Raw genomic sequence first — 26,754 nt, forward strand, 5'->3', positions numbered from 1 at the left:
ATCACTCCCCGTCTAGAATGACTCCCATTTGTGAAAGAGGCTCACCCAGTTTGGTAACTGCTTCCGCCAGCTCCTTGGTGTCTTCTTTTGTCAATTCTGTATAGAGCTTGTAGTTTTCAGAGTCAGTCATGTGCTTATCTAGGAGACTATTGACGTTTTTAAACTCAAGTTCCAAGGTCTTGACAAGCTTCTCGTCCTTGTCCTGAATCAATGGCTTGAAGAGCTCAAAAATCTTTTCTGCTCCTTCAATATTTGCTCGGAAATCATAGAGATCTGTATGGGAGAATACTTCTTCCTCACCTGTAATCTTGCTGGTCGCTACTTCATTGAGCAAGTCAACAGCACCTGTCAGCATCATATCTGGAGTCACTTCAACTGTTGCGATTTTAGCTTTCAGCTCCTTAATATCGTTGACCAGCTGATCGGCATAGCTTTCCGTTCCCTTGGTTGTATTTTGCTCCCACATGATTTTTTCGATGCGGTGGAAACCAGACCAGCCTTCTTCGGTCTTGTTTTCGTCTACATAGTCGACCAGGCGGAAGTCAATTTTAACATCTGATTCACCAAAGCTCTCAGCAATCGGCTCCGAGCGCTCGTAGGCCATCCGGATAAGCGGATATTGCTTTTTGGCCTCATCAAGCTTGCCTTCTTTAAGGGTATCACGAAACTTCTCCGTATCTGTCAGGAGTTGATCGATTTGTCCTTGGACAAACGTTTTGTAATCTGCTGTCGCCTTGTCCAATTCTTTCTGATTGACGGCCGTTTGGCTGCTGGATGCTTGACTGCTTGAGCCAGTCTTATTTGTAGAATTGTTGGCTGCACAGCCAGTCAGTAAAATTGCCGTTGAAAATAGGACGATGCCAAGTTTTTTCATGGTGACTCCTTTGTTTTCTCTCTGATATGAGATTATTTCCTGTAAATTATACCAGTTTTTTTCTCATATTTCAAGAAATTGTCTGACAATTTAATCAAAAACTATATATTAAGACCATTAAAGCAGCTCTTCTTTAACTTTCCCAATCTCCGTCTTTTTCAGCACCAAGTAAATCGTATCCCCCAAATAGAGGCGCGTGCTGCCATTGACTGTTTGAGTCTTGCCCTTGTGGACATTCATGGTAATCAAGACTCCATCTGGTAAGTTTAGCTCATGCACTTGACGACCAGCAATCTTTTCAGAAACAGGGATTTCAATTAAAGTCGTATCTCCCTGATCCTCAATACTGTCTGGCAACATTTTTTCCAGCATGGCTTCATAGACGGGCGCTCCTTTTAGCAAATCCATGATAATGTAAGCAGTCAGAGTGACCAGTCCCAGAGGCATAAGATTACTGATATCACCGACCATTTCAGTCACTAGAATCATGGCTGTCAGCGGAGCCTTGGAAATGGCGCCAAAATAACCACTCATGCCTAGGATAATGAAAATTGGAAATTGCTCCTGAGAAATCAAACCAAGCTGCAGACAGACTGCACCCATTGCTCCGCCAAGCAATGAACCCAGAGCTAGAATAGGCAGGAAAATCCCACCCGGCAATCCACTCCCGTAACTTAACATACTCCAGACAAAACGCAGAGCAAAAAACAAGAGCAAGGTTTCCACAGTGTAATGACCAGCAGTCAAAGATAAAATCAACTGATTGCCCCCGCCCAACAAGTGAGGCAGGAAATAACCAATTGGAAGAATCAAGGCAAAGGCCAGAATAGGATAATAGGCTTCTGAAATCTTAAACAACCGACCAAAAAACTGATAAACCAGCTGAATATTCAAAATGACTTTCTCATAAATATAGCCTGACAAGCCCAGCAGCAAACCCATGACTAGGTAGATCCAATACTGCTCCAGCCTCATGACCGGGATATTATCCGGCATGTCCAACACTGGCGTCAGTCCAAACATGGATAGCGAGACAAAGTTAGCAACTAGACTGGCCGCCAGTGTAGAAACCCAGAAAAAACGTGAAAAATGACGGTAAACTTCTTCTACTACGAATAGCAGACCAGCGATTGGTGCATTAAAAGCTGCTGCTAAGCCTGCCGCCGCACCGCTAGCAATAAGCGCTCTCTCCTCAGCAGCACTCAGATTCAAGAATTTAGAGACTCCTTTGCCGCTCATAGCGCCTAACTGAATACTTGGTCCTTCTCGCCCCAGCATCAGACCAGTGGAAATGGCTAAAATCCCCAATACAAACTTCTTCCAGAGAATACTCCACCAAGAAAGAGACATCAGACCCTTCAGCTCTGCTTCGACCTGCGGAATCCCTGACCCCTTGATATTTTTCTCCGACTTTACCAAGCGGTCATTGAGCAAGACGATGAAACAATAAAGCAATACCAAGGCCAGTAACCAAAGCATAGACTGCTNACTCCTATGGTAGACAACCTGCACTAAATGAAAGATTTTTTCAATCAGAAAGCGAAAAATCCCTACTACTAGTCCAGCAAAAATCCCAACTAAAACACCTCGCAAAACCTGGGAAATAATCGAATGAGTTGCGAAATTAAATTCTCTCTTGATGTCGTCCTCACGTGAGCTAGCCTCTTTTGCCATTCCCAATCTCCTCTAAATAGTTACTTTACCAATATTCTAGCACAAAGCATGCCTGATAAACAGATGAAATATAAATTTCTTATTTCAGTATTCTTTTTAAAAGATTTACACAAAAAAGTCCGGGAATTGTCCCAGACTTACTTATTTTCTTATTTAGCGCGCAAAGCTGCTTGAGTGATGTAGTTGTATGGTTTGTTGAAGTGTGGCAGGAAGAAGAGATCCAGCAAGGCTAGTTTATCAATTGTAACCTTTTCCTGAATGGCCAATGAGAACATGTGAATACCCATAGACATATCTTCTCTAGAAACCATCTGAGCCCCAAGAACTACACGTGTATCTTTATCATAGACAATCTTAATTGTAACATCATGATGCTCAACCTTTTCAAGGAAGGTTGGTTTTTGAGTATCTTTAAACTCAACCACAGCTGGGCTGTAACCAAAGCGTTTAGCTTTTTCTTCGGTCAGACCAGTTGAAACCATCTTCAGACCAAAGATTTCGATACCATTAGAACCTTGAACACCGTTAGATTCCAATTCATGACCACAAGCATTATGAGCTGCTACGATACCAGAGCGCAGGGCGTTAGAAGCCAAGGCAATGTAGTTTGTATCATTGATAGAATTATCGTAGACAGTCGCACAGTCACCGATTGCATAAACATCATTGATGCTAGTTTCTTGCTTCTTATCCACCAAGAAAGCACCATTGCGGAATGTTTCCAACTTGCCAGCACCAAGACCAGTGTTTGGACGGAAGCCAACTGCTAAGACAACCATATCTACATCATAGCTAGCCTTATCTGTTACAATGCGTTCTACTTTACTTTCACCCTCAATAGCCTGAACAGTTTGACCGAAGGCTAATTGAACACCATTGTCTTCAAGGTTTTGGCGCATCATATCAGACAAGTCGTGGTCATAATAACCAGCCAAGCAAGTATCCACAACATCAATCAGAATCACTTCTTTACCAAGGCGTTTGAAGGCTTCTGCTAACTCAACCCCAATGTAACCAGCTCCTACTACTGCCACACGTTCGATATGTTTGCTCTTGTCTTGCAATTTCTCGATAACATCTGCAGCATTTTGATACAGTTTTACGAACTGCAGATTTTCTAAGGTTGACTTAAATTCGCGGCTGTTAGGATCCATCTCAGCACCTTTAATCGGAGGCAAAATCGGCTGAGAACCTGTTGCCAAAATCAATTTGTCATATGACTCTACATGCTCTTTGCCATCAACGATAGCTGTAACTGTTTTTGCATCATAATCAATTGACTCAACTGGTGAATTCATATAAACTTTTGCGCCTTTTGCTTCAAAAGTTTCTTTGTCTGCATAAAAAAGTCCATCTGGCTTGCTGATTTGCTGTCCAATCCAAAGGGCCATTCCGCATGCCAAGAATGAAATGTTTGAGTTTTGGTCAAAAATAACTACTTCATTTTCTGCACCATAATTATCCAACATTGTATTAATACACGCTGTACCTGCGTGGTTTGCACCAACTACAACGATTTTACTCATAAGAATAGTCCTACCTTAATTTATAATTTACTAAACAAGTATATCATCTCCTGTGAGCGTTTACAAGAAATTTGCTCGAAATTTTCAAAAATTCTTAGGCTACCTAAAAAGTTGTACCACTGTAGTCTAAATGCTTCAGAAAAACTACCTTTTGCAATGTTTCATTTTCTGAAAATATAACAAATTTAAGATTGTGAAACCGGTATCTTTTTGATATAATAAGGTCAGAGAGGTTAATTTTAGAAAGGTTGTGATAATGTGGACTTTGCTTCTCGCTCGCTCCATTTGATGGGGAGTACGATTTGCATCTCTCTCTATCATGAGCGAGCGGAAATACTCTTAGATGAGGCGGTCCAACTGCTTCATGTCTATAAAAATCGCTTCAGTGCCAATGATGAAGACTCTGAACTTATGACTATCAACCATCTAGCAGGAATTAAAAGTGTCTCAGTTCATCCAGAGCTTTTTGAGCTGATTGAGCTGGGAAAATATCACAGCCTAGCAGAAGGCAGCCACTTAAATATCACAATCGGCCCTCTAGTCCAGACCTGGCGGATAGGATTTTCAGACGCCCGTCTCCCAAGTACAGAGGAGATTCAGCAAGCTCTGAGCCTGACTGACCCAAACTTGCTTGAGCTGAATCCAGAAGACCGTAGTGTCTTTTTGGCTAAGAAAGGCATGAAACTGGATCTAGGCGCCTTGGCTAAAGGCTATATCGCTGATAAGATTAAGGACTATTTGCTGAGTCAGGGAGTGACTTCTGCTCTTATCAATCTTGGTGGCAATGTACTAACCATTGGGCAAAATGCAGTCAGCCAGCGCGCCTGGCGGATTGGCATCCAAAATCCCAAGCTGTTACGCGGCAATCACTCAGCTATACTTGCTATCACCAATCAGTCAGTGGTCACATCAGGAATCTACGAGCGAACCCTTACAGTGGATGGGCGGAACTACCATCACATTCTGGATCGTAAAACAGGTTATCCTATCGAAAATCGATTAGCTAGTCTGACCATTGTTTCAGACAAGTCGGTAGATGGCGAAATCTGGACGACTCGCCTATTTGGTGAAAGTCCGATATCAATTCTGTCCCAGATTGAACAGCAAACAGGGATTGAAGCCTTGATTATCACCCAGGATAGTCAGCTCTTCTGTAGCTCAGGCCTTTTAGAGCAGATAATTCCTGCTTCTTAATTTTCAAAAGTGATAATTTTACTGCCACAAAAGCGGTACCTCTATCGCTCTAGCTTTTATAAACATGCCCATTTAAAAACACCCTCTTTTTCTTCAGGTTTTTACTTGCCTTAAGAAAAATAAATGCACCTACGAGGGATTTGTATCTTCATTTCAGAAAGGAAATTTTATGTTAAAACTTATTGCAATTGTTGGAACAAATTCTAACCGTTCTACAAACCGGCAACTTCTTCAATATATGTCTAAGCACTTCGCTGACAAGGCTGAAATCGAGCTGGTTGAGATTAAAGATATCCCAATGTTTAATAAACCTGCTGATAGAAACGTGCCTGAATTGGTATCAGAAATTGCCGAAAAAATCGATGCTGCGGATGGCGTACTTATCGGCACACCTGAATACGACCATTCTATCCCAGCTGTGCTCATGAATGCTCTGGCTTGGCTTTCTTATGGTATCTATCCACTGCTGAACAAGCCGGTCATGATCACTGGTGCTTCTTATGGTACACTTGGCTCCTCTCGTGCCCAGCTGCAGCTCCGTCAAATTTTGAACGCTCCAGAAATCAAGGCAACTGTTCTTCCAGATGAGTTCTTGCTTTCACATTCTCTTCAAGCTTTTGACCAAAGCGGAGACTTGGTAGATCTTGACGTTGTCAAAAAATTGGATGCTATCTTTGATGACTTCCGTATCTTTGTCAAAATCACTGAAAAATTGCGCAACGCACAAGAATTGCTTCGCAAAGATGCTGAAGAATTTAATTGGGAAAAATTGTAAGATAGGAGACTGAAAGAATGAAATTTGTTGGAATTGTAGGATCAAACTACGAACAATCATATAACCGAAAATTATTGGAATTCATCCGTCGTCAGTTCAAAATTAAATTTGAATTGGAAGTCTTAGAAATCGATGAAGTCCCAATGTTTAACCAGGATGAAAAATGGGATGAAAGCTTCCAATTGCGTTATTTGTATAACAAAATCACACGTGCAGACGGTGTCATCATCGCAACCCCTGAGCACAATCATACTATCAGCGCTCCTTTGAAGAGTGTCTTAGAATGGCTCTCTTACGAGGTTCATCCTTTCGAAAACAAGCCTGTCATGATTGTCGGTGCTTCTTACTACGACCAAGGAACTTCTCGTGCTCAAGTTCACCTACGTAAAATCCTAGATGCTCCTGGCGTCAATGCTTACACCCTCCCAGGCAATGAGTTCTTGCTGGGCAAAGCCAAGGAAGCTTTTGACAATGATGGTAATATTACAAACGAAGGAACTGTGAATTTCCTTGAAACATGCTTAGATAACTTTATCAAATATGTAGAGGTCGTTTCAAAATTGAAAAAACCAAAACCAATTGAACCTGAAGACTTAGACTGCGGAAAACCAATCGCTACGACAATTACAGAAGTTGATCCAGATGATCCAGAATGGGTGGAAAAAGTCGCTGAAATCACTGGCGCTGTTTCAGGCGATACTTATGTCAAGCTCGACCATGGTATCTTGACCGTTAATCAAATTGATATGTTCTTAAAAGCTATGCCATTTGAATTGACATACGCTGACGATAACAACCAATTCCTCTACTACAACAACGCCCACCAAGACCCAGACACCATGTTTGCCAAACGTGTGCCACCTCAATCAGGTAGCCGCATGTCAACAGTTCATGGCTCTCTTCCACCAGCTCGGATGAAAAATGTAGAGTGGGTTATCGGAACACTTCGCAACGGAAATCAAGAATACGTTCGTACAATCGTCCCAGGTTCACCTGCAGGCGTTATCAATACTCACAACTACCAAGCTATGTACTATCCTGACGGATCATACGCAGGAATCAATGAAATCGTCTTTAATTTCCAACCATGGCTCGACTGGTACTTAAAAGAAACTGGTCAACGTTTGGTTGGAGGCAGCGGACCATTTGCTCCTGCCGGAGGTCATGGAGACGCAGACGCTACTTCTGGTGCTTCTGATGCTGGAGGCGATGGAGGTCATGGAGACGGAGGAGCTGATGCAACATCAGGTGCTAGTGCTTAATTACCTTACAAACTAAAAAGAGAGTGGGACAGAAATCGGGAATTCGTTAGAATTCGATTTCGTCGTCCCACCTCCGCACAGTTGAGTAGGGCTGTAAAAGCTGATGAAATCAGCGTAGTAGAGCCCACTCAACCACTGCGTCTTGCTCGACAATCCAAAGACAATTGAGAGGCTAGGACTTTTGTCCCAGCCTCTTTTTTGCTTTATTTCATTTCCTTGAAAGCTGCTTCTGCATCAGCATTACTGATAGCTCCAAACTGGATTTTACCGATTTTCCCTTGACTGTCAATGAGGATTTCAGTCGGGATACTGCGAATCTGATAGGCTTGGAAAATTTCTCCTGAAGTGTCAAATAGAACTGGTACATCTTTATAACCTTGTTCTTGAAACCATTTTGGAAATTCCTCGACAGATTTCTCTCCTTGGAGACCTGGTGCTACAACTGTCAAGATTTCAAAATCACGATCTGTTTTACCAGCCAATTCGACCAATTCCGGCATACTCTTCTTACAAGGTCCACACCAAGAAGCCCAGAATTTTAGATAAACTTTCTTGCCTTTGTAGTCAGAAAGTCTGACTGTTTTTCCATCCATAGACTGCAAAGTAAAGTCAGGCGCCTCTTGGGCGACTGTGCTTGTCTGAGTGGTCTCACTAGACGAGCTGCTGGTTGTGGACATAGTCATAGGCTTATCCTCCTGCTCCGAGCAGGCCGCCAAAAAGGCTACAGCTGACACAGTTGCTAATATCGTAACGATTTTTTTCATATTTCTTTCTCCTTTTATCCAAAAAGTCCAGACAGGGCATTAAGCTGTCCTAGCATCAGCAGAATTCCCATCAGAATAATCAGGGCTCCGCCAATTTTCTTCATCAGGCCCATATAAGGCTTGATTTTATTAAAATACTGCATAACAAAGCTAGACGCCAAAGCTAAGATTAAGAAAGGCAGAGCCATTCCCAAAGTGTAAATCAAGGTCAGAATTGCTCCCTGAAAAGCACCATTCCCACCCGAAGCTGCTAAGGCTAAAACTGAGCTGAGAATGGGACCAATACAAGGAGTCCAGCCAAAGCTAAAGGTAATCCCCAGTAAAAATGCAGACCAAAAATGATTTTTCTGGCCTTTCTTCTTGAAAGTCAAACTCTTTTGAATCTGTAGCTGGCGAATATTAATAAGCTCCATCTGATGCAGACCTAGCAGAATGATGAGTCCCCCCATCACATAACGAAAGGTCGAACTGTAAATAATTGTTCCTAGAAAGCCTGCTCCAAAACCTAGCAAAAAGAAGACTGTTGAGATGCCTGCAATGAAAAAGAGCGTTTTAACCATGCCTTGCCAAGCAAGCTCTCGGCCAGATACTTTCAGGGTCTTGACCTCCTTGTCATCCAATAAAATGCCAATATAAACCGGCAATAAGGGAAAAATACAAGGGGAAAAGAAGGACAAAATACCAGCTAAAAAAACTGAAACAAAAAATAAAGGTGATTCCATTTTCTCTCCTCTAACTACTTACGTAGAATATACATTCACTTATCATTATAAATGAATCTTATAGATTTTTCACAAATCCGCTACGGTAATTTTCTTGCAAACTCATGAGACTAGGAAAAGAGAAAATTTCGCTCGATGAACAGCAAAACCTGTGCATTTTTTCAAACAGTAAAAAGCCGGAGAAAATCCTACCGGCTTGAATATTTTAAAACTTAATAGATTTGATCATCTGTAACTAGTGGCAAATAAAGACTAATCTGGGTAAATTTATCTGGTTCGGACTGGATTTCCATATGGTAGTCGTCTCCGAACTGCAATCTTAAGCGTTGATCGACATTTTTCAGACCGACACCACCTAAGCGAAGGAGAGTCGCATCCATAGAGGCGTTGACATCAAAGCCTCGGCCGTTATCATAGATAGATAATATCAGCTGTCCCTCTTCTGCTGCCGACGTCACCCGAATCATGCCCTGTCGGTCAATTTCCTTGATGCCATGGTAGATGGCATTTTCAACCAAAGGCTGAAGTACCAGCTTGGGCAGTTTATAATCAGCTATGGATTCATCCTCTTCAATCTCATACTGGAGCTTGTCACCATAGCGCTGCTTCTGGATGAAGAGATACTGACGAACGTGATCAATCTCATCTCTAAGAGAAATCTGTTCGTGCCCTTGATTAAGCGCCAAACGGAAATACTGAGCGAGTGACTTTGTTACCTCAACAACACGCTTGCTGTCGTTAAATTCAGCCATCCAGACAATAGTATCCAAGGTATTATAAAGGAAATGGGGGTTGATTTGAGCAGAGAGAGCTCGGAGCTCATAGCGGCGAACATTTTGCTCTTCAATCTTGACAGCTTCCATCAGTTGTTCAATCTGATCCAGCATTTTATTGAACTGCTGAGCCAAGTTAACCAACTCTGGAGACCCCGTAGCTTCCGCTCGCAGATTTGAGTCACCTGCCCCAATCTTCAGAATGACAGTCTGCAGATTCTGCAGAGGCTTAATCCACAAACGCAGAACAAACCAAATACCAGTCAAGCACATCAGGAGGGCTAAAACGCCCATTCCTACAAAAGAATAAAGCATCTGTGACTGAAGCATCTGCAATTGCTCTAATGAGGCGACGCCAATTAAAGTCCAATCACTGTCCACAATATCAATCTGGTAGACAAAAGCCTGCTTCTGGTCTGCATAACCATCCTTGACCGAGATATAGGGCTGCATAGCTTTCATTTCCTGACTAGAGGAATAAACACTCTTCTTAGGATGATAGACAAATTCATGCTGGCTATTGACAATAAAGCTAAAGCCTTTCTTCCCTAGCTGAAGCCGATCCAGATAGCCTTTGAGACTGTTATAGCCGATATCCAGACGCAAAACACCGAGATTCTGTCCTGCTTCATCCACCACTTCCTGAGTGACGGAAACAACCCACTTCTCCTTCTCTGATGATAGAGACTCCTTGCGAGCAGGAGTCAAGACAGGCATGGCTTTGGTATGAACAGCTTCCTGATACCATTTTTCATTCATCATATCAGAAGATGTCTGCATGCTGATTTGAGAATCTGTTGAGACCACGCGTCCGTCCTTGGTAACCAATACTGCCGACACCAAATCAGGATCTGTTTCAATGATGGTTTTCATCAAAGTCTGAACTGATGTTTCACTACTTTCTTGATTTTGAGCAAAGGTTCGAATCGTTTCATTCTTACTAAGTGTGGAGGTGGTTTGTTTTAATTTCTGCAAATAGGAAGCAATGAACTGCCCGCTTTGCTCCATGCTATTACGCGTCGTCCGCTCTGTCAGCTGTCGAATAGTCCCCGAGCTAGTCTGATAGTAAAGACTCCCAACAACCCCCAAGAGTAAAAGAACCAACAGAAAAATATAGACAATCAACTGGATAAGAAGCGGATATCGTTTCATTTCTCCTCTCCTTTTTTAAACTGCCGGGGTGTCAGCCCGACCACCTGCTTGAAGCGCTGAGAAAAATAGTTCATATCTTCAAAACCTACCTGCTCTGCTATTTCATAAATCTTCAAATCTGTAGTTAAGAGTAGGAGTTTTGCTTTTTTCATCCGCTCTTGGATCAGATAATCCTGAAAGGGCAAGCCTAATTCTTTTTTGATAAGAACGCTAAGATAGGACGGACTAAACCCCAATTGGAAAGCCAAACTTTTCAGGCTTAATTCTGAATCAGCTAGACGCGCGTGAATGGCCTCTTCCAACTCAGAGCGTTGCCCCTGATCAACCAAGTTTTGAATCTGGGCTTTTTTGCGTTCTTTATCAAGCTTTGTCTGCAGCTTGGCCAACATTTCCTCAACATCATCCTTGGAAAATGGCTTGAGAAGATAGTCATCTGCACCTAACTTAATGGCCGACCGAGCATAGTCAAAATCATCATAGCCTGTCAGAAAAACGATATGGCAAGTAGGTGCTTGCTCTCTGACCAGCTTGGCTAGTTCTAAACCGTTCATCTGGGGCATATTGATATCGGTCAGCAGGATGTCGGCAGGATTTTTCTGAAATTTCTGCCAAGCTTCTATTCCATTTTCAGCCTGGGCAATGACTTGCATACCAAACTGTTCATAGTCTACCAAGGACGCAATCCCCTGTCTTACCAGATACTCGTCCTCTACAATCATAATTGAATACACAAGATTCAACTCCTTATTTATACTGGATTTATTATAGCAAATTTTTAATCAAAATGCTCTTAAACATAATCCAAAAGATAACCGTAGCCCTTCTCCTCCATCTCAGCTTTTGGAATGAACTTAATTGACAGACTATTGATGCAATAGCGCAAGCCGCCCTTGTCCTTAGGACCATCTGTGAAAACATGGCCCAGATGGGAATTTCCAACTCGGCTACGAACTTCCGTTCGAGTCATGTTGAAACTCTTATCTTCCTTGTAAGTTGCAACATCTGGACTGATAGGACGGGTGAAACTCGGCCAACCGCAGCCTGAGTCAAACTTATCCTTTGATGAAAAGAGAGGCTCGCCCGTCACCACATCCACGTAGATACCAGCATCGAACTTATCCCAATATCGATTAGAAAAAGCTCGCTCTGTGTCATTCTTTTGTGTGACAGCGTATTCTTCTGGCGAGAGCTTAGCCTTAATCTCTTCATCGCTAGGCTTAGGATAGCGACTAGCTTCGATAACTGGGTAAGCAGCTTGATTGACATCAATATGGCAATATCCATTAGGATTCTTCTTCAGGTAATCCTGATGATAATCTTCTGCTTTGATAAAGTTTTTCAGAGCTTCTTTTTCAACAGCTAAAGGTTTATCATATTTCTTAGCAATCTCATCAAAGACCTGATTAATAGTACCAAGATCAGCTTCGTCCTTATAATAAACACCCGTTCGATACTGGGTACCCTGATCATTTCCCTGCTTGTTTTTAGAAGTTGGATCAATAATGCGGAAATAGTGAAGCAGAATTTCTTTTAGCGAAATTTTCTTGGCATTGTAAGTGATGTGAACAGTCTCAGCATGGCCAGTTTGGGAGACCAATTCATACTTGGTCGTGTCGCCCTTACCATTTGCATAGCCTGATACTGCATCAAGTACACCTGGCACGCGAGAAAAGTATTCTTCTACTCCCCAGAAACAGCCGCCAGCTAGATAAATCTCCCGCTTATCTTCTTCCTTGACGTCTTCTTGCTTTTGTTGGGATACAGCCTCTGTCTTGCTCATAGAGGCTTTCTTAATCTGCTCAGGAGATGATTGCTTACCATTCCCCGCAATCACATATACCAACCCAAAGCAGACAAGCAAGCTCATCAAAACCAGAAAAATCTTCCATTTGCCTTCCATTTTCATTGCACCTTTCTACTTGATTTCCTTTAGTGTTTTTTCAATATCTTCCTTGCTCATGTAGCCAATATGTGTCTTGGCAAGAGAACCATCGCTGCCTACGAATAGAGCAGATGGATAAGAGCGAATACCGTATTCTTTCAGCAATTCCCCCTTGGTGTCCATGAGAACTGGGAAGTCTTTGTAATCCAAAGACTTATACCATTCCTTGAAATCATCGGCAGACTTTTCTCCGTTAAAAGTCGGAGACACCACCGAAAGGACAACATAATCTTTTCCTGACTGCTCCTTAGCCAAATCATTGGTATCTCCAAGTGTAGATAGACAGATTGAGCACCAAGAAGCCCAAAACTTCAAATAGACTTTCTTGCCTTTGAAATCAGACAACTTGTAGGTCTTGCCGTCTACTCCTTGCAGACTAAAGTCCTTGGCCATCTTGGTAGATTGCTCAGAATCAGCTTTTGTTTCCATATTACTTTTATCACTTTTAGAAACTTCCGAGTTCATCTTCTGATTTGAACAGGCTCCCAAAAAGCCGACACAAAGCAGACTGACAGTCAATATCGATATCTTCTTCATCGTTTTCTTTCCTTTCAAAATAAGGAGAAAGCCGACAAAACTGACGACTTTCTTTCCTATGGTGGAATTCTTATTTGTCAGATGACATTTCGGATGAATCTTTCATGTCATCCTTCATGCTTGAATCACTTGATTTCATATCATCTTTCATGTCAGACTTGCTGTCGGACATCATAGAAGAGTCCTTCATATCATCCTTTTTCATTTTATCATCAGACATGTTAGAGTCTTTCATATCCTCTTTCTTCATGTCGTCTTTTTTCATATCATCCTTCTTCATCATGCTACTGTCATCCATCTTCTTCATATCAGAATCTGATTTTTGATTAGAGCAGGCAGCTAGGACAAAGACACTAAGTGCAGCGATTGTAAGTGTAGCGATTTTTTTCATGATGTTTCTCCTTTAATTATATAATATTTATCCAAATAATGATGCTAAAACGTTTAGATTTCCAAGCATGAGCAAAATTCCCATGAGAATAATGAGTGCACCGCCGATTTTCTTAAACGTTCCCATATAAGGTTTGAGTTTCGCAAAGCGCTGTAATACCCAGCCAGAAGCCAAAGCCATGGCTAGAAAAGGAAGGGCTAATCCAAGTGTATAAACCAACATAAGCAAGCCTCCCTGAAGAGCGCCGTTGCCTCCTGAAGCTGCAATTGCTAAAACAGAACTCAGAACAGGTCCCACACAGGGCGTCCAACCAAAGCTAAAGGTAATACCCAAGAGAAAAGCGTTAAGAAAATCACTTCTTTTACTGTTCTTTTTAAGTTGGATGCTCTTTTGCTTTTGCAGCTGCTGGATATTAATGATTCCCATCTGGTGGATTCCCAGTAGAATGACAATCCCGCCAAGAACGTAGCGAAACCAAGGTGCATAGAGGACTTGCCCCAAAGCACCAGCTCCATAANCTAAAACCAAAAACACAGTAGATAGACCTACTATAAAGCAGAGAGTCTTAGCTAGACCATACCAGGAAACATCTTTTCCCATAAACCGAACCGTTNTCGGCTGATCTGAATCCAGCAAAATTCCCACATAGACTGGCATAAGCGGTAAAATACAGGGCGAGAAAAAAGAGAGAATCCCCGCCAGAAAAACAGAAATAAAGAACAAAAAACTTGTTGCCATTTCAAAAACCTCTCTATCAATTTCTGAATCTAGTATAAAATAAAAATCCCCCTAAAAATAGGGAGAAAGATTTGAAAAAACTTGAATTTGATGTTATATTGCTTGAGATTTCTGGTTTGGGCAAAAACATCCACCACATTGTGGCGGATGTTATCTATTAGCTTTCCATCTCAAAACGCTCACTCTTCTGCTTGTTAGGCAAAAAGAGAGAAAGTAGGATTCCAACTAGAGCCGGCACCAACCAAGGCAAAGAAGCCTGAGCAAATGGAAGGGCATTTACAATATCACTTATCCTAGTGATATGGAACTGCTGCCCAAGAATACCCGCAAAGGAAATCAGAGTCACTGCTGCTAACGTCAATTGCATACCGATTTTGGATAGTGGCAAGAATTTATTGACAATGACAATCAGTACGATAACAATGGTAATTGGATAAAGAATTTGCAGTACCGGAACTGAATATTGAATAATAGCATTAAGGCCAAGATTAGCAATCGCAAACCCAATCAAAGTAAAGACAGTTGCGTACACTTTATAAGATACCTTAGGGAAAGTTTTATGGAAGAATTCCCCAGTCGATACAATAAGTCCTGCTGTTGTCGTAAAGCAAGTCACAGTAACCATAGCTGCAAGGAAAATCTGTGCTGTAGGTCCAAAGATAGCCTGTGTCGCCTGCGATAGGACATAAACACCTGGATTGCCTTTGGCAATAATCTCAGCTGGAACTGGAAAATGATTGCCCAGAAAAGCCAAACCAATATACATGGCGCTAAAGCCCAACGCTACCATCAAACCAACAACCCAGATGGTTGAAACATATTCCTTTTTATTCTTGAAACCTAGCTGGTTAAGAGTTGTTACAGCAATTACGCTGAAAGCCACGGAAGCCAAGGCATCCAAAGTGTTATAACCTTCCAAGAACCCTTGCCCAAAAGCTGACGAAGAATAAGCTTGTGAAGCCTGCTGAGGTGTCGTTGTTCCGTATTTCAAAGCTCCTAGAATGACTAAGATAATAATCAAAACTGCAAAAACTGGCGTCAGAACACGCCCAATTCGATCCAAAATCTTAGATGGATTCAAAGAAATCAGATAAGCAGCCGCAAAGTAAAGGGTCGTGAAAACAATCAATCCTATATCAGTCATGTTTTTAGACAGCATGGGAGCAATTCCAACTTCATAAGCTACTGTCGCAGTCCGCGGGATAGCAAAGAAGGGCCCGATTGACAGATACAAGGCTACAAGATAGACAATAGCAAACCAAGGTGCAATCTTCTGAGAAATCTCGTGGATATAGCCCTTAGGATTGAGTGTCCCGATAATCAAAGTCAGAACAGCAAGCCCAACCCCGGACAGGACAAATCCTGCAATAGCTGGCCAAAAATGCTGGCCAGATAATGTTCCAAGTGAAGGCGGGAAAATCAAATTCCCAGCACCAAAAAATATTCCAAACAAGAGCAAGCCTGTCAAGGCACCTTTTTTAATCACAGGAATCTCCTTTAAATTTTTTCATGCTTTATCATTATATACGGAAGAAGCCCGCTCCGCAAGACTTTTGAATTTTTCAGAATATTGATTCAAACCAAAAGGGTATATCTGATTTAAATCGAATTAGTTATCCGGAATTTTGGGCAAAACCCTCACTTATCCACAGATTTAAGGCTCATTTTAAAGTAATATAAATAAATTTGTTTTAAATCGTATATTTTAGCAACCTCTCTCTATCTTTTTTGATGGTTTACTTACTTTAAGCAGACATTGTCTATTATTGCTTAATGCGTGAGAAATACAATATTGTACTTCCTGATCCAAAACAAAATAAAAGAGATTTTTCATAGTAAAAAGGTTGAGACATCTTATCTCAACCTTTTAAAAACGGCTATAAATCATCTAGCAATCTTTACACATCGCTAAATCTTCTGTACTTAATTTCGAATTCAAAGAAGTTCTTCTCTTGCAGCATATGGAAAATATCTCGATAAGCCTCCTCATCAAAATGATGTCCCAAATACAAGATTTCAAAGCTTAAGCCTTCATATTCCAGAAAAGCATTGGTCGTTCGAAAGCCGTTACACTTATAGAAGTCCATACGTGCTTGACGTTGCTCTAAATTATCACATTCTTCATCGACACGTTCTACCTCTAGAACCATAGTTTTTTGATAAAACTCTGTCAGTTTATGAATAATCTCTCCCCCATAGCCATGGCTGCGAAGGTGCGGCATAATCGCAAAGAAGCTAACGTAGAACATTTTGTCGTTATAAACTGCAAAAGCAAAACCAACAAATTCTTCCTCATTGTAGAAGGCAAAGAAATGAGACCGCTTATCGTTTGTATAACGAAGAAATTTACTAATAGGAACTCTCTCTTCTTCAGGAAAAGCCTCGCGGTTTAAGACCTCAACCTTATCCAAATCAGGAAATTCTGCTGTAATAATTTGACTCGTTAAAGACATTGCTACCTCACTTTGCTTATATTCTAGCAGTTGTCAAAAAATTTAGCAAGCATTATCAAGCTTCTTCCGCCTTTTTAGAAAATTGGCTCTGATAGAGGTCATAATAAAATCCTTTATCAGCCAAGAGGCTCTCATGATTTCCTTGCTCGATAATCTGACCATCCTTAAGCACCAAAATCTTATCCGCTTCCTGAATGGTCGATAATCGGTGAGCAATGACAAAACTAGTCCTGCCCTGCATAAGTGTTTTCATAGCCTTCTGAATCAAGAGCTCCAGCCGTGTATCGACAGATGAGGTCGCTTCATCCAAAATCAGAATCTTAGGATTGGCCAAAAGAGCTCTCGCAATCGTAAGCAACTGCTTTTGACCCAGCGAGATATTGCTAGATTCTTGGTTCATTTCCATATTGTAGCCGCCTGGCAAGGTCCGGATAAAGTGGTCCACATTAACTGCCTTGGCCGCTTCTACAATTTCTTCATCAGTGGCTTGCAGATTGCCAAAGCGAAGATTTTCCTTGATAGTCCCTTCATAAAGCCAGGCATCCTGCAGCACCATACCGAACTGTTTACGGTAGTCCTGGCGGGACAGATGTCGTATGTCATGCCCATCAACTGTAATCGCGCCTCGGGTTACATCGTAGAAACGCATGAGCAGGTTAATCAACGTGGTCTTACCAGCACCAGTCGGACCTACAATAGCTACCATTTCTCCAGGTTTGACTTCCAGATTGAAATTCCGAATGAGCGGCTTGTCTGCCACATACTGGAAGTCCACATCCTTGAAGCTAACCTGACTTGTCAGATCTTGCTCCAGCTTTTCTGTCCTATCATTGACTTCATCTGCTTCGTCCAGCACTTGGAAAATCCGGTCTAAAGAAGACTTGGCACTCTGCAGCTGACCAGCCAGCTGAGTCAGGTTTTGAATGGGCTGATTAATCTGCCAGACATACTGAACAAAGGCTTGCATATTTCCGACTGTCAATCGCCCTGCAATAACCTGAAGACCGCCCAGCAGAGCCAGCAAGAGGTAGGTCAGATCTGAAATAACATTCAAAACAGGCATCATCAAACCAGAAATAAAGCTGGCTTTAAAACCTACTTTCTGCAGATTTTGCGTAATTTGACGAAAATCCTCCTGGGAGCTTTCTTCTCTGACATAGAGCTTCAAAATATTAAAGCCTGTCAAATTCTCCTGAACAAAGCCATTCATAGCTCCTAGTGCATCTGCCTGCTGTTTAAAGTAAGGCTGGGATTTCTTCACGATAAAGCGAGCACTGAGGTAGGTAATCGGAATCGAAACTACCACAATTATACCCAACTGCAGATTGAGCACCAATACCATGACTATAACCAAGATCAGAGTGAAGACTGCATTGATAACCTGCAGAAAGGACTGCTGCAAAGCATTTGAAACAGCTTCGACATCGCTGGTAAAACGCCCCAGCAAATCACCAAACTGATGCTTATCAAAGTAAGAAACGGGGATACGATTAATCTTATGACTAAGTTCATCGCGCAAGTCACGAATGGTAGCCTGCACTGCATTGGTCATAAAGTAATTAGAATAGTAAGAACCGATTTCATAAAAAATCGCTCGCACAAAATACAAGACCATGACCCAGCCGACATAAGACACATTAATTTGGGCGCCAGCCACACCTTTAGCCATATCCAGCAAATTATTTGTCAGTTCCGTAATGGCTAGACCTAAGACAAAGGGCTCGACGACACTCATAACGACGCTGAGGATTTTGAGGAAGATCGCAAAGGCGACTGCAAACTTATAAACTTTTAGATAGCTCCACAGGCGAGCAAAACTAGATGTGTTTTTCATATCAGTTTCCTTTCTATTCCTCTGTCAAAGCTTGATTTTTCAGCTGCGAATCCGCAATTTCACGATAAATATCATTGGTTTCCATCAGCTCTTCATGCTTCCCGCGTCCGACGATTTCCCCCTGATCCAGAACGATAATTTGGTCAGCATCCATGATGGTTCCCACACGTTGGGCTACAATCAGCACCGTTGCCTGGCCTGTCACTTCCTTGAGGCGACGACGCAGCACCGCATCTGTCTTATAATCTAGAGCAGAAAAAGAGTCGTCGAAGATATAAATTTCCGGCTTTTTGACCACCGCGCGGGCGATAGAAAGCCGCTGCTTCTGCCCACCGGATAGATTGCTGCCTCCCTCAGCCAGATGAGTCTCAAAACGCTCTTCCCGACTCTCGATAAAGTCCTTGGCTTGAGCTACATCAGCCGCCTGACTCAGTTCCTCTTGGCTGGCTTCTTCCTTTCCGTAGCGTAGGTTCGCTGCGATAGTTCCAGTAAATAGCAGAGCCTTCTGCGGAATAAAGCCAATCTTCTGACGCAGTGCCTTCAGATTGTATTCACGGACGTCCACACCATCCACTAAAATCTTACCTAGTGTTACATCGTAAAAGCGTGGAATCAGCTGTACCAGCGTAGACTTACCAGAACCAGTTGAACCGATAAAGGCAATAGTCTCGCCCAGCTTAGCCTTGAAAGAAATATTATGCAGTACAGGACTCTCTGTCTCACCTGGATAAGCGAAGGTTACATTGTCGAACTCCAGATAACCCTGCGTATCTGTCTCGGTTACACCATTTTCATTAGGATTGATTGAAATGGGCATATCCATGACTTCCTTGAGCCGCTGGCTCGATACCGCCGTCCGAGGATACATAGTAAAGAGATTGGCCAAGAAAAGGAAGGAAAGCAGGGCGTGAAAGCTGTATTCGATAAAGGCAACAAGATTTCCGATTTCAAGACTGCCGTCCCGCAAGGGGGCTAGGGCAAACCAGACAATGGCCACAATCATGGCAATAATAATCTGTACAAAGAGTGGCTCTGTCAGACCAGTCAGCTTAAAGAGCTTATTGGAGTTTTGTGCATAGACCTCATTTTCATCAGCAAAACGCTTCTCTTGAAATTCCTCTCTTGCAAAAGCTCGAATAACGCGCAGACCAGTCAGATTTTCCCTCACGTACTGATTAATCTTATCAAGAGTCTTCTGCTGCTTTTCAGACAAGGGCTTAGTTTTAACCGCCACATAAATGACCACGACAGCCAAGAAAGGCACTGAAACAGCTACAATCCAGGCCAGAGACGGACTGGTCAGAAAAATCATGAGAATACTGGACAGCATCATCATGGGAGTAATAACGCCCATTTTCAGGGTTTGCTCCGCAAACTGCATGAGTACAAAAGTATCCGAAGTCAAGCGCGTGACCAAAGAGGATACACCGATTTGCTCATACTCATGATGAGAATACTCTTGCAGCTTAGCATAGAGATCATTGCGCATGTCCTGCACCATGGTCGTCGTTAGCTTCCCAGCCGCATAAGCCAGAACGATTCGCCCAAGCACTCCTAAGATAATAACGCCAAACATGATCCAAGCCCAGAAAAAGAGACGGTCTGTCTGCTTAGGATTGATTCCCTCATCAATCATCCGAGCCAGCACCGTTGGCAAACCTAGATTGACGATTACAAAAAAGATTGCCGCAACAAAGTCCAAGACCAGCCACTTAGGATATCTCTTCAAATAAGACCAAATGTATAACATAATTCCTCCTTCACCATCTATTCAAAAATAACTCACTTTAAAGCATTCAGTACTTTTCAAACACAGAAAAGAGCGCGCAAACGCACGCCTTACTATAGATATTATAACAAAAATATGAAAGCGGGTAAAGGTTATTGGGGACTTTTTTCCTGTCTAGTATCAGCCTCATAACTGACTGTCAGCAACAAACTGCCTGAAAACAGACCAGCAACTGTTTTAATTGCATGACTTATATAGAAAAACAAACCTAGTTCTCACTAGGTTTGTAATTTCTTATCTGCAAGAAGGTCTCAGTCTGAGAGCAATCAATCTCGTAACTCTGCCCTAAATTTCAGACTTACAACTTTGAAGACTATTTGACAGCTCAAACCAATCATTTCTGGTTTTCAAAGATTGATGTTCTGAAATCATTGGTTTGGTCGAGGTAAGCCTTGAAGACTGCTTTTTTCAGCTTATGCACAGCACTGTCATGTTCTGGTTTATAGCCACTCCAAGAATACCAATTATCATTGGCATCTTTGAGTACGGCTTCATCCATCAATGCCTGCAACTCTCCCACGGTACTTATAGTCTTAGTAGCATAACTTGTCCATGGTTGTCTCGTATCATCAAATGTGACCTTGTTCAAGCTGTCGAACTTGTTTTTCCGTTCCTCATACATAGCCTTCTTAAACTCGGCCCAATTATTAAACTGACCATTGAAGACCTTGCGTAAAACCAAGTCATCTGTTACCAGACCTCTGGTCTTACCATAGATACTGATTGTTTTCCCGTTTTGCTTGGCATCATCTTCATATTGATTAGAGATATAAGGGACCATACCATCTTTAAAGCCTTTGGCTGCCAGAAGTTCATAAGCCATACGCCGTCCCATAAGATCTCCAGGCGTTCCTTTTTCACTGCTTAAAGCAGAATAAATCGGTGAGAAGAGTTTAATCGTATGGTAGCCGTTTCTTTCTACATCACCATTTTTGTACTCACGCGCTGAAAGAATATCATTTTCAATGAGACTGTCAAATGAGTTTAATTTTTGCGCATCCTCCATTGTAATATTTTTTATCACATTCGTTGCGTAAACATCATTTCCATCAGCATCTCGTACATATTTATTCTCAATCTTCCTCAGAGCATTAACTTTCTGCACATCGGACAGACGGTTCACGATTGACATTCCTTCTAGGTATTCCAACATATAAATGACATCAAACATGTTATGAACATAGTTTCTCAAATCATCCGCATTTTGGAAACGTTGAGTTGGATCCAGGACCTGCAAACGAGATTTTTCAGTCGCATCATTCTTGTCATATTTGAGAATTGAGTTGACCGTGATTGTCGCATCATCTGGATGGTCCGGTGCTTGCAACAAGCCCTTGGCGAAGAATTCTGGACCAAGACCGCTTCTTCTTCCATATCCACCCAAATAGATCTCATTATCAGAATCATGCGTCATTTCATGGGTATAGGTAATGGCTCCGTCCTTGTCCAGCATGCGATAGCCCATGTAGTAAACCCCGTCTCCAGTAGCATAAGCTCCGTGCTTATTGTGTACGACCTTGTTTCCAACCGGTCCAAAGAAGTATTTCATAGCTGGATTAGAACTGTCAAATTGCGCCTCCACTGTAGCTTTGCCGACAGTAGTATCATCTCCAAACTTATAGGCGTCATAGAGCAAGATATTTCGATAGAGCTTTTCACGGCCCTGCTCGTCTAATATTCTGTACCAATAATCATAATGGTCACGTTGGCGTTTTGCGGTTTCCTGAGCATTTTCCTCAACAAACTTATTGAGTTCTGCCCCTGCTCTGTGCTCATTATTTCTATATCTGTCATAGGCACCAAAACCAAGACTGGATATAGTCGATATGACAAAGACTGATCTTTCAGGCATTGTCAGCAAAGGTAGAACCATATTTCGGTATTTCCAAGTGTCGCTGGTAATTCGATCATACACCCCGATAGAATACTTGCTGCTAGCCTGCTCTTGTTTGACCCTCACCTCATCAATAGCTGATTTTTCTTCAACAATATAAGCCTTGGTTTGCTCTTTGAACCATTGATTATTCGTTTTGTTTGGTAAAAATACTTCCCGGTAATTGGCAAGCGTGCTGAACAAATCTTTTGTTGCATTATTGTTGGCAAGGCTGATGCTATAAGCATCTACGTTGTTCTTGGCTAGAAGATTGTTAAAGCCAGATTTACCTAATTCAATGATTGTGTCTAGCGGTGATACGTTGCCCTTACCAAAGAAATCCATGTGGTACATGACTAAGTCTTTGACATTCACATCACCATAGTTAAAGTTGTACCAGCGCTCTAAATAGGTCAAACCTAGAAGCAAGGCTTCCTTGTTGCGTTTGATTTTATTTATGACGTAACCATTAATCGTTTGATTTTCGCTGGCAATGACTGCATCAGCTGACAAAAGTTTTTCCAGTGTATTTGCTAGATTTTCCTTCGTTTTGGCAAACTGCTCCTCTAAGTATAATTCCGTTAATGAAACTCCTGAAGAAATACCTAAGGTACTTCTGATAGCCTCTGACTGATAATCGACCGCTTTCAAATCAGGTAAAACTTCATTGATGATCGAACTATGACTATGTAAGAATTGATTTGGCGTATAGATGAGACCTGTATCGCCCACACGGTATTCTGCTAACTTACTAAAGTCAGATTGGTAGGTGATATCTAGTGTTTCAGATGTATGATCCTTATAATGAATCAAGAGCTTATTAGCTGCTTCTTTATGTGAAGCAATATCTGTAATCACTTCATTATCTTTCATCATGACTGTAGATAGGACTTCTTTTTCGTGCAAAGCGCTATCTTCTTTTACCAGATTACCGTATTTGACAATGGTTGCCTTATCATAAAACGGCAGTAATTTTTCTATATTCTTATATGCTAATGCTCGACTGGCTTGATAGTCTTTAACCTTAGAAAAATCACTTTCTATATTTCTGCTAGTCAGTAAGCTTTCGACTTTCGGTACAGCAAGAGAGTTAATTTCAGATTTCTTACTTGCGATTTGAGCAGGATCAATCAATGTTCCCCTCTCTTCGAGAGATTCCTTGGTGACAACTTCATCTTTTTCAAGAGTCACTTTGTAGACTCTGTTCTCCTTGTTGCTATATGAGTCAGTTATTCGCATTCCTCGATAGTGATACCCACTAATGGCATTTCCGTTCATAACATTGACATCACTAAGAACATTATGCAATCTTCCAGCGTGTCTCTCTTCGTTAGAGTCTCTATCCCATAAGTAGCCAGCTATACCAGCAACGCTTCCAAAGCGCTTCACATTATTAATGTTGCCCTCAGCGTAACTATTGCTGATAAGCGCATCTTTCTCGACAAGACCTGCAAGGCCGCCGACAGTTTGGTTTGTGCTATCCGCATTTGACGAGATGGTAATTGTAGCTTTTGACTTGTCAACTACTGCATTGATACCAGTCAGTTGACCTACTAATCCTCCAATATTGTATGGTGACCTCGTTTCATAGGAGTTAACAATTCTTCCCTTGAAACTGCTATTGGTAATCTTAGAATTATCTGCCCTCCACACCAAGCCACCAATACCTCGTTCACCAGCCAGAACACCGTCTACATGGACATTGTTAATCCTTGTTGCATTATTGGCTTCATTTGCAAGGGCACCAATATCAGTTTTTCCTGAGATATTCACATCTTTAAGAGTCAGATTTTCTACAGTAGCAGCGCTCAAAGTGTCAAATAAAGGCTTCTTCAAGTTATAGATAGCATAATTTTTTCCGTCTTTGCTGCCAAAGAGTTTACCAGTAAATCTGCCCTTTATATAACTGCTAGAGCTATTTTCTAGTTCGACCTCATTGGCATTAAGACTAGCACCTAAATAATAGATTCCGCCAAGATTATTATTTATAGCTTGGACTAGGTTACTAAAGGAAGTAAAGTTTGTGACTTCTCTCTCAGCCTTTTTAGCTAGATAGAAAGTAAAATTGTTCTGGTACTTATTGTCAACATCCTGTTTTAATTTTTCCGCACTTGCAGTAATTTTATAAACTGGCTGACCATCTTTTGTGCTATCGACTATTGAAGAAATCGGCAAGAAGACATCTTTAAATTTAGATGATTTCACTTTCACGAAATAATTCTCTCGATCGCTTGGAACTGCATCCAGAGAAACGTGCTGTTTGTATTTTCCATCAGTTAGACTATATAGCTCTACATCAGATACATTTCTTAGCTCGATATTCTTTTCTGGTTCTTGCTTCTGCTCTTTCGGCTCCTCAGCTTTTTCAGCAGGATTTTCTGCTTCTGGCGCTGCTGGTTCGATGTTTCCAGTATACTCTTGCGGAGACTCTACATGCTCGGGCTCAACTATGGCTCCAGATTGGACTCCTGTGTACTCTGGCAATGGAGTCACTTGTTCAGGTTCTACGATTGCTCCTGCTTGGACATCTGTATACTCAGGTAATGGAGCGACCTGCTCAGGTTCCACTACCGCTCCTGATTGTGTGTCTGTATATTCCGGCAAGGAAGAAACTTGTTCTGGCTCAACTATGGCTCCTGCTTGAACACCAGTGTATTCAGGTAACGGAGTGACTTGTTCAGGTTCTACTACTGCACCTGCTTGAGTCCCCGTATACTCTGGTAAGGGTGTAGCTTGTTCAGGTGACACTACTGAACCTGCTTGAACACCAGTGTATTCAGGTAATGGAGTAACTTGCGCAGGTTCTACTATTGCCCCGGATTGGATGCCTCCGATCTCCGGTTCAATTTGTTCAGGCTCAACTATAGCTCCAGATAATGTACCTGAATAATCAGGCAATGAAGCCACCTGCTCAGGCTCAACAATTGCGCCGGATTGGACACCTGTGTATTCTGGTAAGGAAGCGACTTGCTCGGGAGCGACTACCGCACCGGCTTGAGTTCCTGTGTATTCCGGTAATGGTGTAACTTGCTCGGGAGCGACCAAGTTAGCACCCACTGGTTTTTCGCTAGGCGTTTCAAGCTTTTTAGTCCCTTTTTCCACTATTTTAGGAGTCGCTTCCTCTATTTTAGTCGAAAGAACCTCTCTAGAAACTTCCGCAATATCTACAGTAAAAATTCGAACGACTTCGATTTTACGGCCTGGTTTGCCTTCTTGTTTTACTATTACAGTACCTTCAGGTAAATCCGGATTTTCTTGTATTTGTTCTCCAAAGGCTATCTCAGTTTCAACAGTCTCTTCTTTGTATAATAATTCTGGCTTAGCTACTCGGCCAGACAAGACTTCATCTTGAGGAGCCCGAGATTTCACCTGGTGACGGCAGACTTTCCCCAGCTGACACTTGATATTCGGCATTATACTGCAGCAAGATCCCATTTTCCAACGCATCGACGGATAGTATCAAACCTCCTCCAACACCAGCACCCACCAACACAGTCAATAGGAACTTGCTTTTAACCTTTCTTTTTGACACAACAAAAACAACCAATCCTATCGTCGTTAACAGACCGGCCGTCATCATTGTATTGGAATTGTTGCTGTCGCCTGTATTCGGTAAGGTTTTTGCTCCAGTATTTGAGTTTAACCTGTAGACAAGATAGTAAGTCTCCTCGTTGCCTTCTGACATTTTAGGAAATCCACTTACAATCAACTCCTTTTCTTGCGGAGTTATTTCAGTATCTGTCACGTATTTATAGTGAACATTCAACTTCTCCTGCGCTTGAACAGAGTCAACCCCAACGATAGAAACAAAAAACAAACTAGAAATAGCAGCCGAAACAAGCCCGACAGCTAATTTCCTAAAAGCAAACCGAGTTTGCTTCTCCCCAAAAAACTTTTTCATTAAAATCCCTTTCAAATTATTCTAAAAAGAATAACAAATCCTTCAACCAGAGAATGAGCAACAGTAAGCCATTGCATTCATTCATCTGAATCCCCCTAACAAAAATTCCCTAATCAACAATCTCATATAACTTTTATCTTATTCATAATATCTCCTAAATCGCAATAATCTGTCTAAATTATATCATACAATCCTATTTTTTGTTAGCGTTTTAACATAAAAATGATTTTGGGATACAAAAAAACCAAGTCTTTCGACTTGGTTGATTTCTATGATTGGAAACTCTATTATTTAAGAGTAACTGAAGCGCCTGCTTCTTCCAATTTAGCTTTAAGTTCTTCAGCTTCTGCTGCAGCAACGCCTTCTTTGATAACGTTTGGTGCACCATCAACAAGTTCTTTAGCTTCTTTAAGGCCAAGACCAGTGATTTCGCGTACAACTTTGATAACGCCGACTTTCTTGTCGCCAGCTGCAGTCAATTCAACGTCAAACGAATCTTTAGCAGCGGCAGCTTCACCAGCACCAGCAGCAGCTACAGCTACAGGAGCAGCTGCAGTTACACCAAATTCTTCTTCGATAG

Annotated in this window: 19 protein-coding genes and 1 pseudogene; 3 read left to right on the forward strand and 17 right to left on the reverse strand. The window is 41.8% G+C overall.

Features of this window, described 5'->3' with window-relative positions; translation table 11 throughout:
• Position 1: 1 nt before the first annotated feature.
• The 3 genes from efeO to nox form a co-directional block, all read right to left on the reverse strand.
• Positions 2 to 874: an iron uptake system protein EfeO gene (efeO, locus tag D8886_RS06150; RefSeq protein ID WP_101771334.1), complete on the reverse strand. Its 873-nt coding sequence runs from the start codon at positions 872 to 874 to the stop codon at positions 2 to 4.
• Positions 875 to 991: 117 nt separating this feature from the next.
• Positions 992 to 2,548: a H(+)/Cl(-) exchange transporter ClcA gene (locus D8886_RS06155; RefSeq protein WP_125434609.1), complete on the reverse strand. Its 1,557-nt coding sequence runs from the start codon at positions 2,546 to 2,548 to the stop codon at positions 992 to 994.
• Positions 2,549 to 2,697: 149 nt separating this feature from the next.
• Entirely contained in the window at positions 2,698 to 4,074 is a 1,377-nt protein-coding gene (gene nox / locus D8886_RS06160; protein ID WP_125434611.1) for a H2O-forming NADH oxidase, read from the reverse strand.
• A 258-nt stretch (positions 4,075 to 4,332) separates the two neighbouring features.
• Here nox and D8886_RS06165 point away from each other — a divergent pair, with 258 nt between their 5' ends.
• The 3 genes from D8886_RS06165 (at position 4,333) to D8886_RS06175 (ending at position 7,305) form a co-directional block, all read left to right on the forward strand.
• Entirely contained in the window at positions 4,333 to 5,268 is a 936-nt protein-coding gene (locus tag D8886_RS06165) for an FAD:protein FMN transferase (RefSeq protein ID WP_125434613.1), read from the forward strand.
• 169 nt (positions 5,269 to 5,437) lie between these two features.
• On the forward strand, positions 5,438 to 6,043 hold the full coding sequence (locus D8886_RS06170; protein ID WP_002906610.1) for an NADPH-dependent FMN reductase: 606 nt from the start codon (positions 5,438 to 5,440) through the stop codon (positions 6,041 to 6,043).
• 17 nt (positions 6,044 to 6,060) lie between these two features.
• Positions 6,061 to 7,305 (forward strand): NAD(P)H-dependent oxidoreductase, encoded by a 1,245-nt coding sequence (locus D8886_RS06175; protein ID WP_002895552.1) that lies wholly within the window; start codon positions 6,061 to 6,063, stop codon positions 7,303 to 7,305.
• Positions 7,306 to 7,508: 203 nt separating this feature from the next.
• Here the strand turns inward: D8886_RS06175 and sdbB are convergent, their stop codons facing one another.
• The 14 genes and pseudogenes from sdbB to rplL form a co-directional block, all read right to left on the reverse strand.
• Positions 7,509 to 8,069: a thiol-disulfide oxidoreductase-associated lipoprotein SdbB gene (gene sdbB / locus D8886_RS06180; RefSeq protein WP_125434615.1), complete on the reverse strand. Its 561-nt coding sequence runs from the start codon at positions 8,067 to 8,069 to the stop codon at positions 7,509 to 7,511.
• 14 nt (positions 8,070 to 8,083) lie between these two features.
• Entirely contained in the window at positions 8,084 to 8,791 is a 708-nt protein-coding gene (gene ccdA2 / locus D8886_RS06185; protein ID WP_125434617.1) for a thiol-disulfide oxidoreductase-associated membrane protein CcdA2, read from the reverse strand.
• Between the two features lie 212 nt (positions 8,792 to 9,003).
• Positions 9,004 to 10,716, reverse strand: coding sequence for a cache domain-containing sensor histidine kinase (locus D8886_RS06190; protein WP_125434619.1), 1,713 nt, complete (start codon positions 10,714 to 10,716; stop codon positions 9,004 to 9,006).
• The gene (locus D8886_RS06195) at positions 10,713 to 11,447 is read right to left on the reverse strand and encodes a response regulator transcription factor (protein ID WP_125434621.1); all 735 of its coding nucleotides are present in this window, start codon (positions 11,445 to 11,447) and stop codon (positions 10,713 to 10,715) included. Before D8886_RS06195 ends, D8886_RS06190 begins: the two co-directional genes overlap by 4 nt.
• A gap of 59 nt (positions 11,448 to 11,506) precedes the next feature.
• Positions 11,507 to 12,616 carry a peptide-methionine (R)-S-oxide reductase MsrB gene (gene msrB, locus D8886_RS06200; RefSeq protein WP_125434641.1) on the reverse strand — a complete coding sequence of 370 codons (1,110 nt, stop codon included), beginning with the start codon at positions 12,614 to 12,616 and terminating at the stop codon, positions 11,507 to 11,509.
• Positions 12,617 to 12,631: 15 nt separating this feature from the next.
• Positions 12,632 to 13,195 (reverse strand): redoxin family protein, encoded by a 564-nt coding sequence (locus tag D8886_RS06205; RefSeq protein WP_125434623.1) that lies wholly within the window; start codon positions 13,193 to 13,195, stop codon positions 12,632 to 12,634.
• Positions 13,196 to 13,265: 70 nt separating this feature from the next.
• The gene (locus D8886_RS06210) at positions 13,266 to 13,586 is read right to left on the reverse strand and encodes a hypothetical protein (protein WP_125434625.1); all 321 of its coding nucleotides are present in this window, start codon (positions 13,584 to 13,586) and stop codon (positions 13,266 to 13,268) included.
• 27 nt (positions 13,587 to 13,613) lie between these two features.
• Complete coding sequence (ccdA2, locus tag D8886_RS06215; protein WP_125434627.1) at positions 13,614 to 14,324, reverse strand: thiol-disulfide oxidoreductase-associated membrane protein CcdA2; 711 nt, start codon at positions 14,322 to 14,324, stop codon at positions 13,614 to 13,616.
• Between the two features lie 157 nt (positions 14,325 to 14,481).
• Entirely contained in the window at positions 14,482 to 15,810 is a 1,329-nt protein-coding gene (brnQ, locus tag D8886_RS06220) for a branched-chain amino acid transport system II carrier protein (protein ID WP_125434629.1), read from the reverse strand.
• Between the two features lie 412 nt (positions 15,811 to 16,222).
• Positions 16,223 to 16,777 (reverse strand): GNAT family N-acetyltransferase, encoded by a 555-nt coding sequence (locus D8886_RS06225; RefSeq protein WP_125434631.1) that lies wholly within the window; start codon positions 16,775 to 16,777, stop codon positions 16,223 to 16,225.
• 55 nt (positions 16,778 to 16,832) lie between these two features.
• Positions 16,833 to 18,611 carry an ABC transporter ATP-binding protein gene (locus D8886_RS06230; RefSeq protein ID WP_125434633.1) on the reverse strand — a complete coding sequence of 593 codons (1,779 nt, stop codon included), beginning with the start codon at positions 18,609 to 18,611 and terminating at the stop codon, positions 16,833 to 16,835.
• A gap of 13 nt (positions 18,612 to 18,624) precedes the next feature.
• Positions 18,625 to 20,361, reverse strand: a complete 1,737-nt coding sequence (locus D8886_RS06235) for an ABC transporter ATP-binding protein (protein WP_125434635.1) — start codon at positions 20,359 to 20,361, stop codon at positions 18,625 to 18,627.
• Positions 20,362 to 20,734: 373 nt separating this feature from the next.
• Positions 20,735 to 26,174 (reverse strand): annotated as a pseudogene (locus D8886_RS06240) (ZmpA/ZmpB/ZmpC family metallo-endopeptidase).
• Positions 26,175 to 26,461: 287 nt separating this feature from the next.
• The coding region (gene rplL, locus D8886_RS06245) for a 50S ribosomal protein L7/L12 (RefSeq protein WP_125434637.1) at positions 26,462 to 26,754 on the reverse strand (293 nt) is incomplete at its 5' end.

This window comes from Streptococcus sanguinis (assembly GCF_003943655.1).
Classification (GTDB): domain Bacteria; phylum Bacillota; class Bacilli; order Lactobacillales; family Streptococcaceae; genus Streptococcus; species Streptococcus sanguinis_F.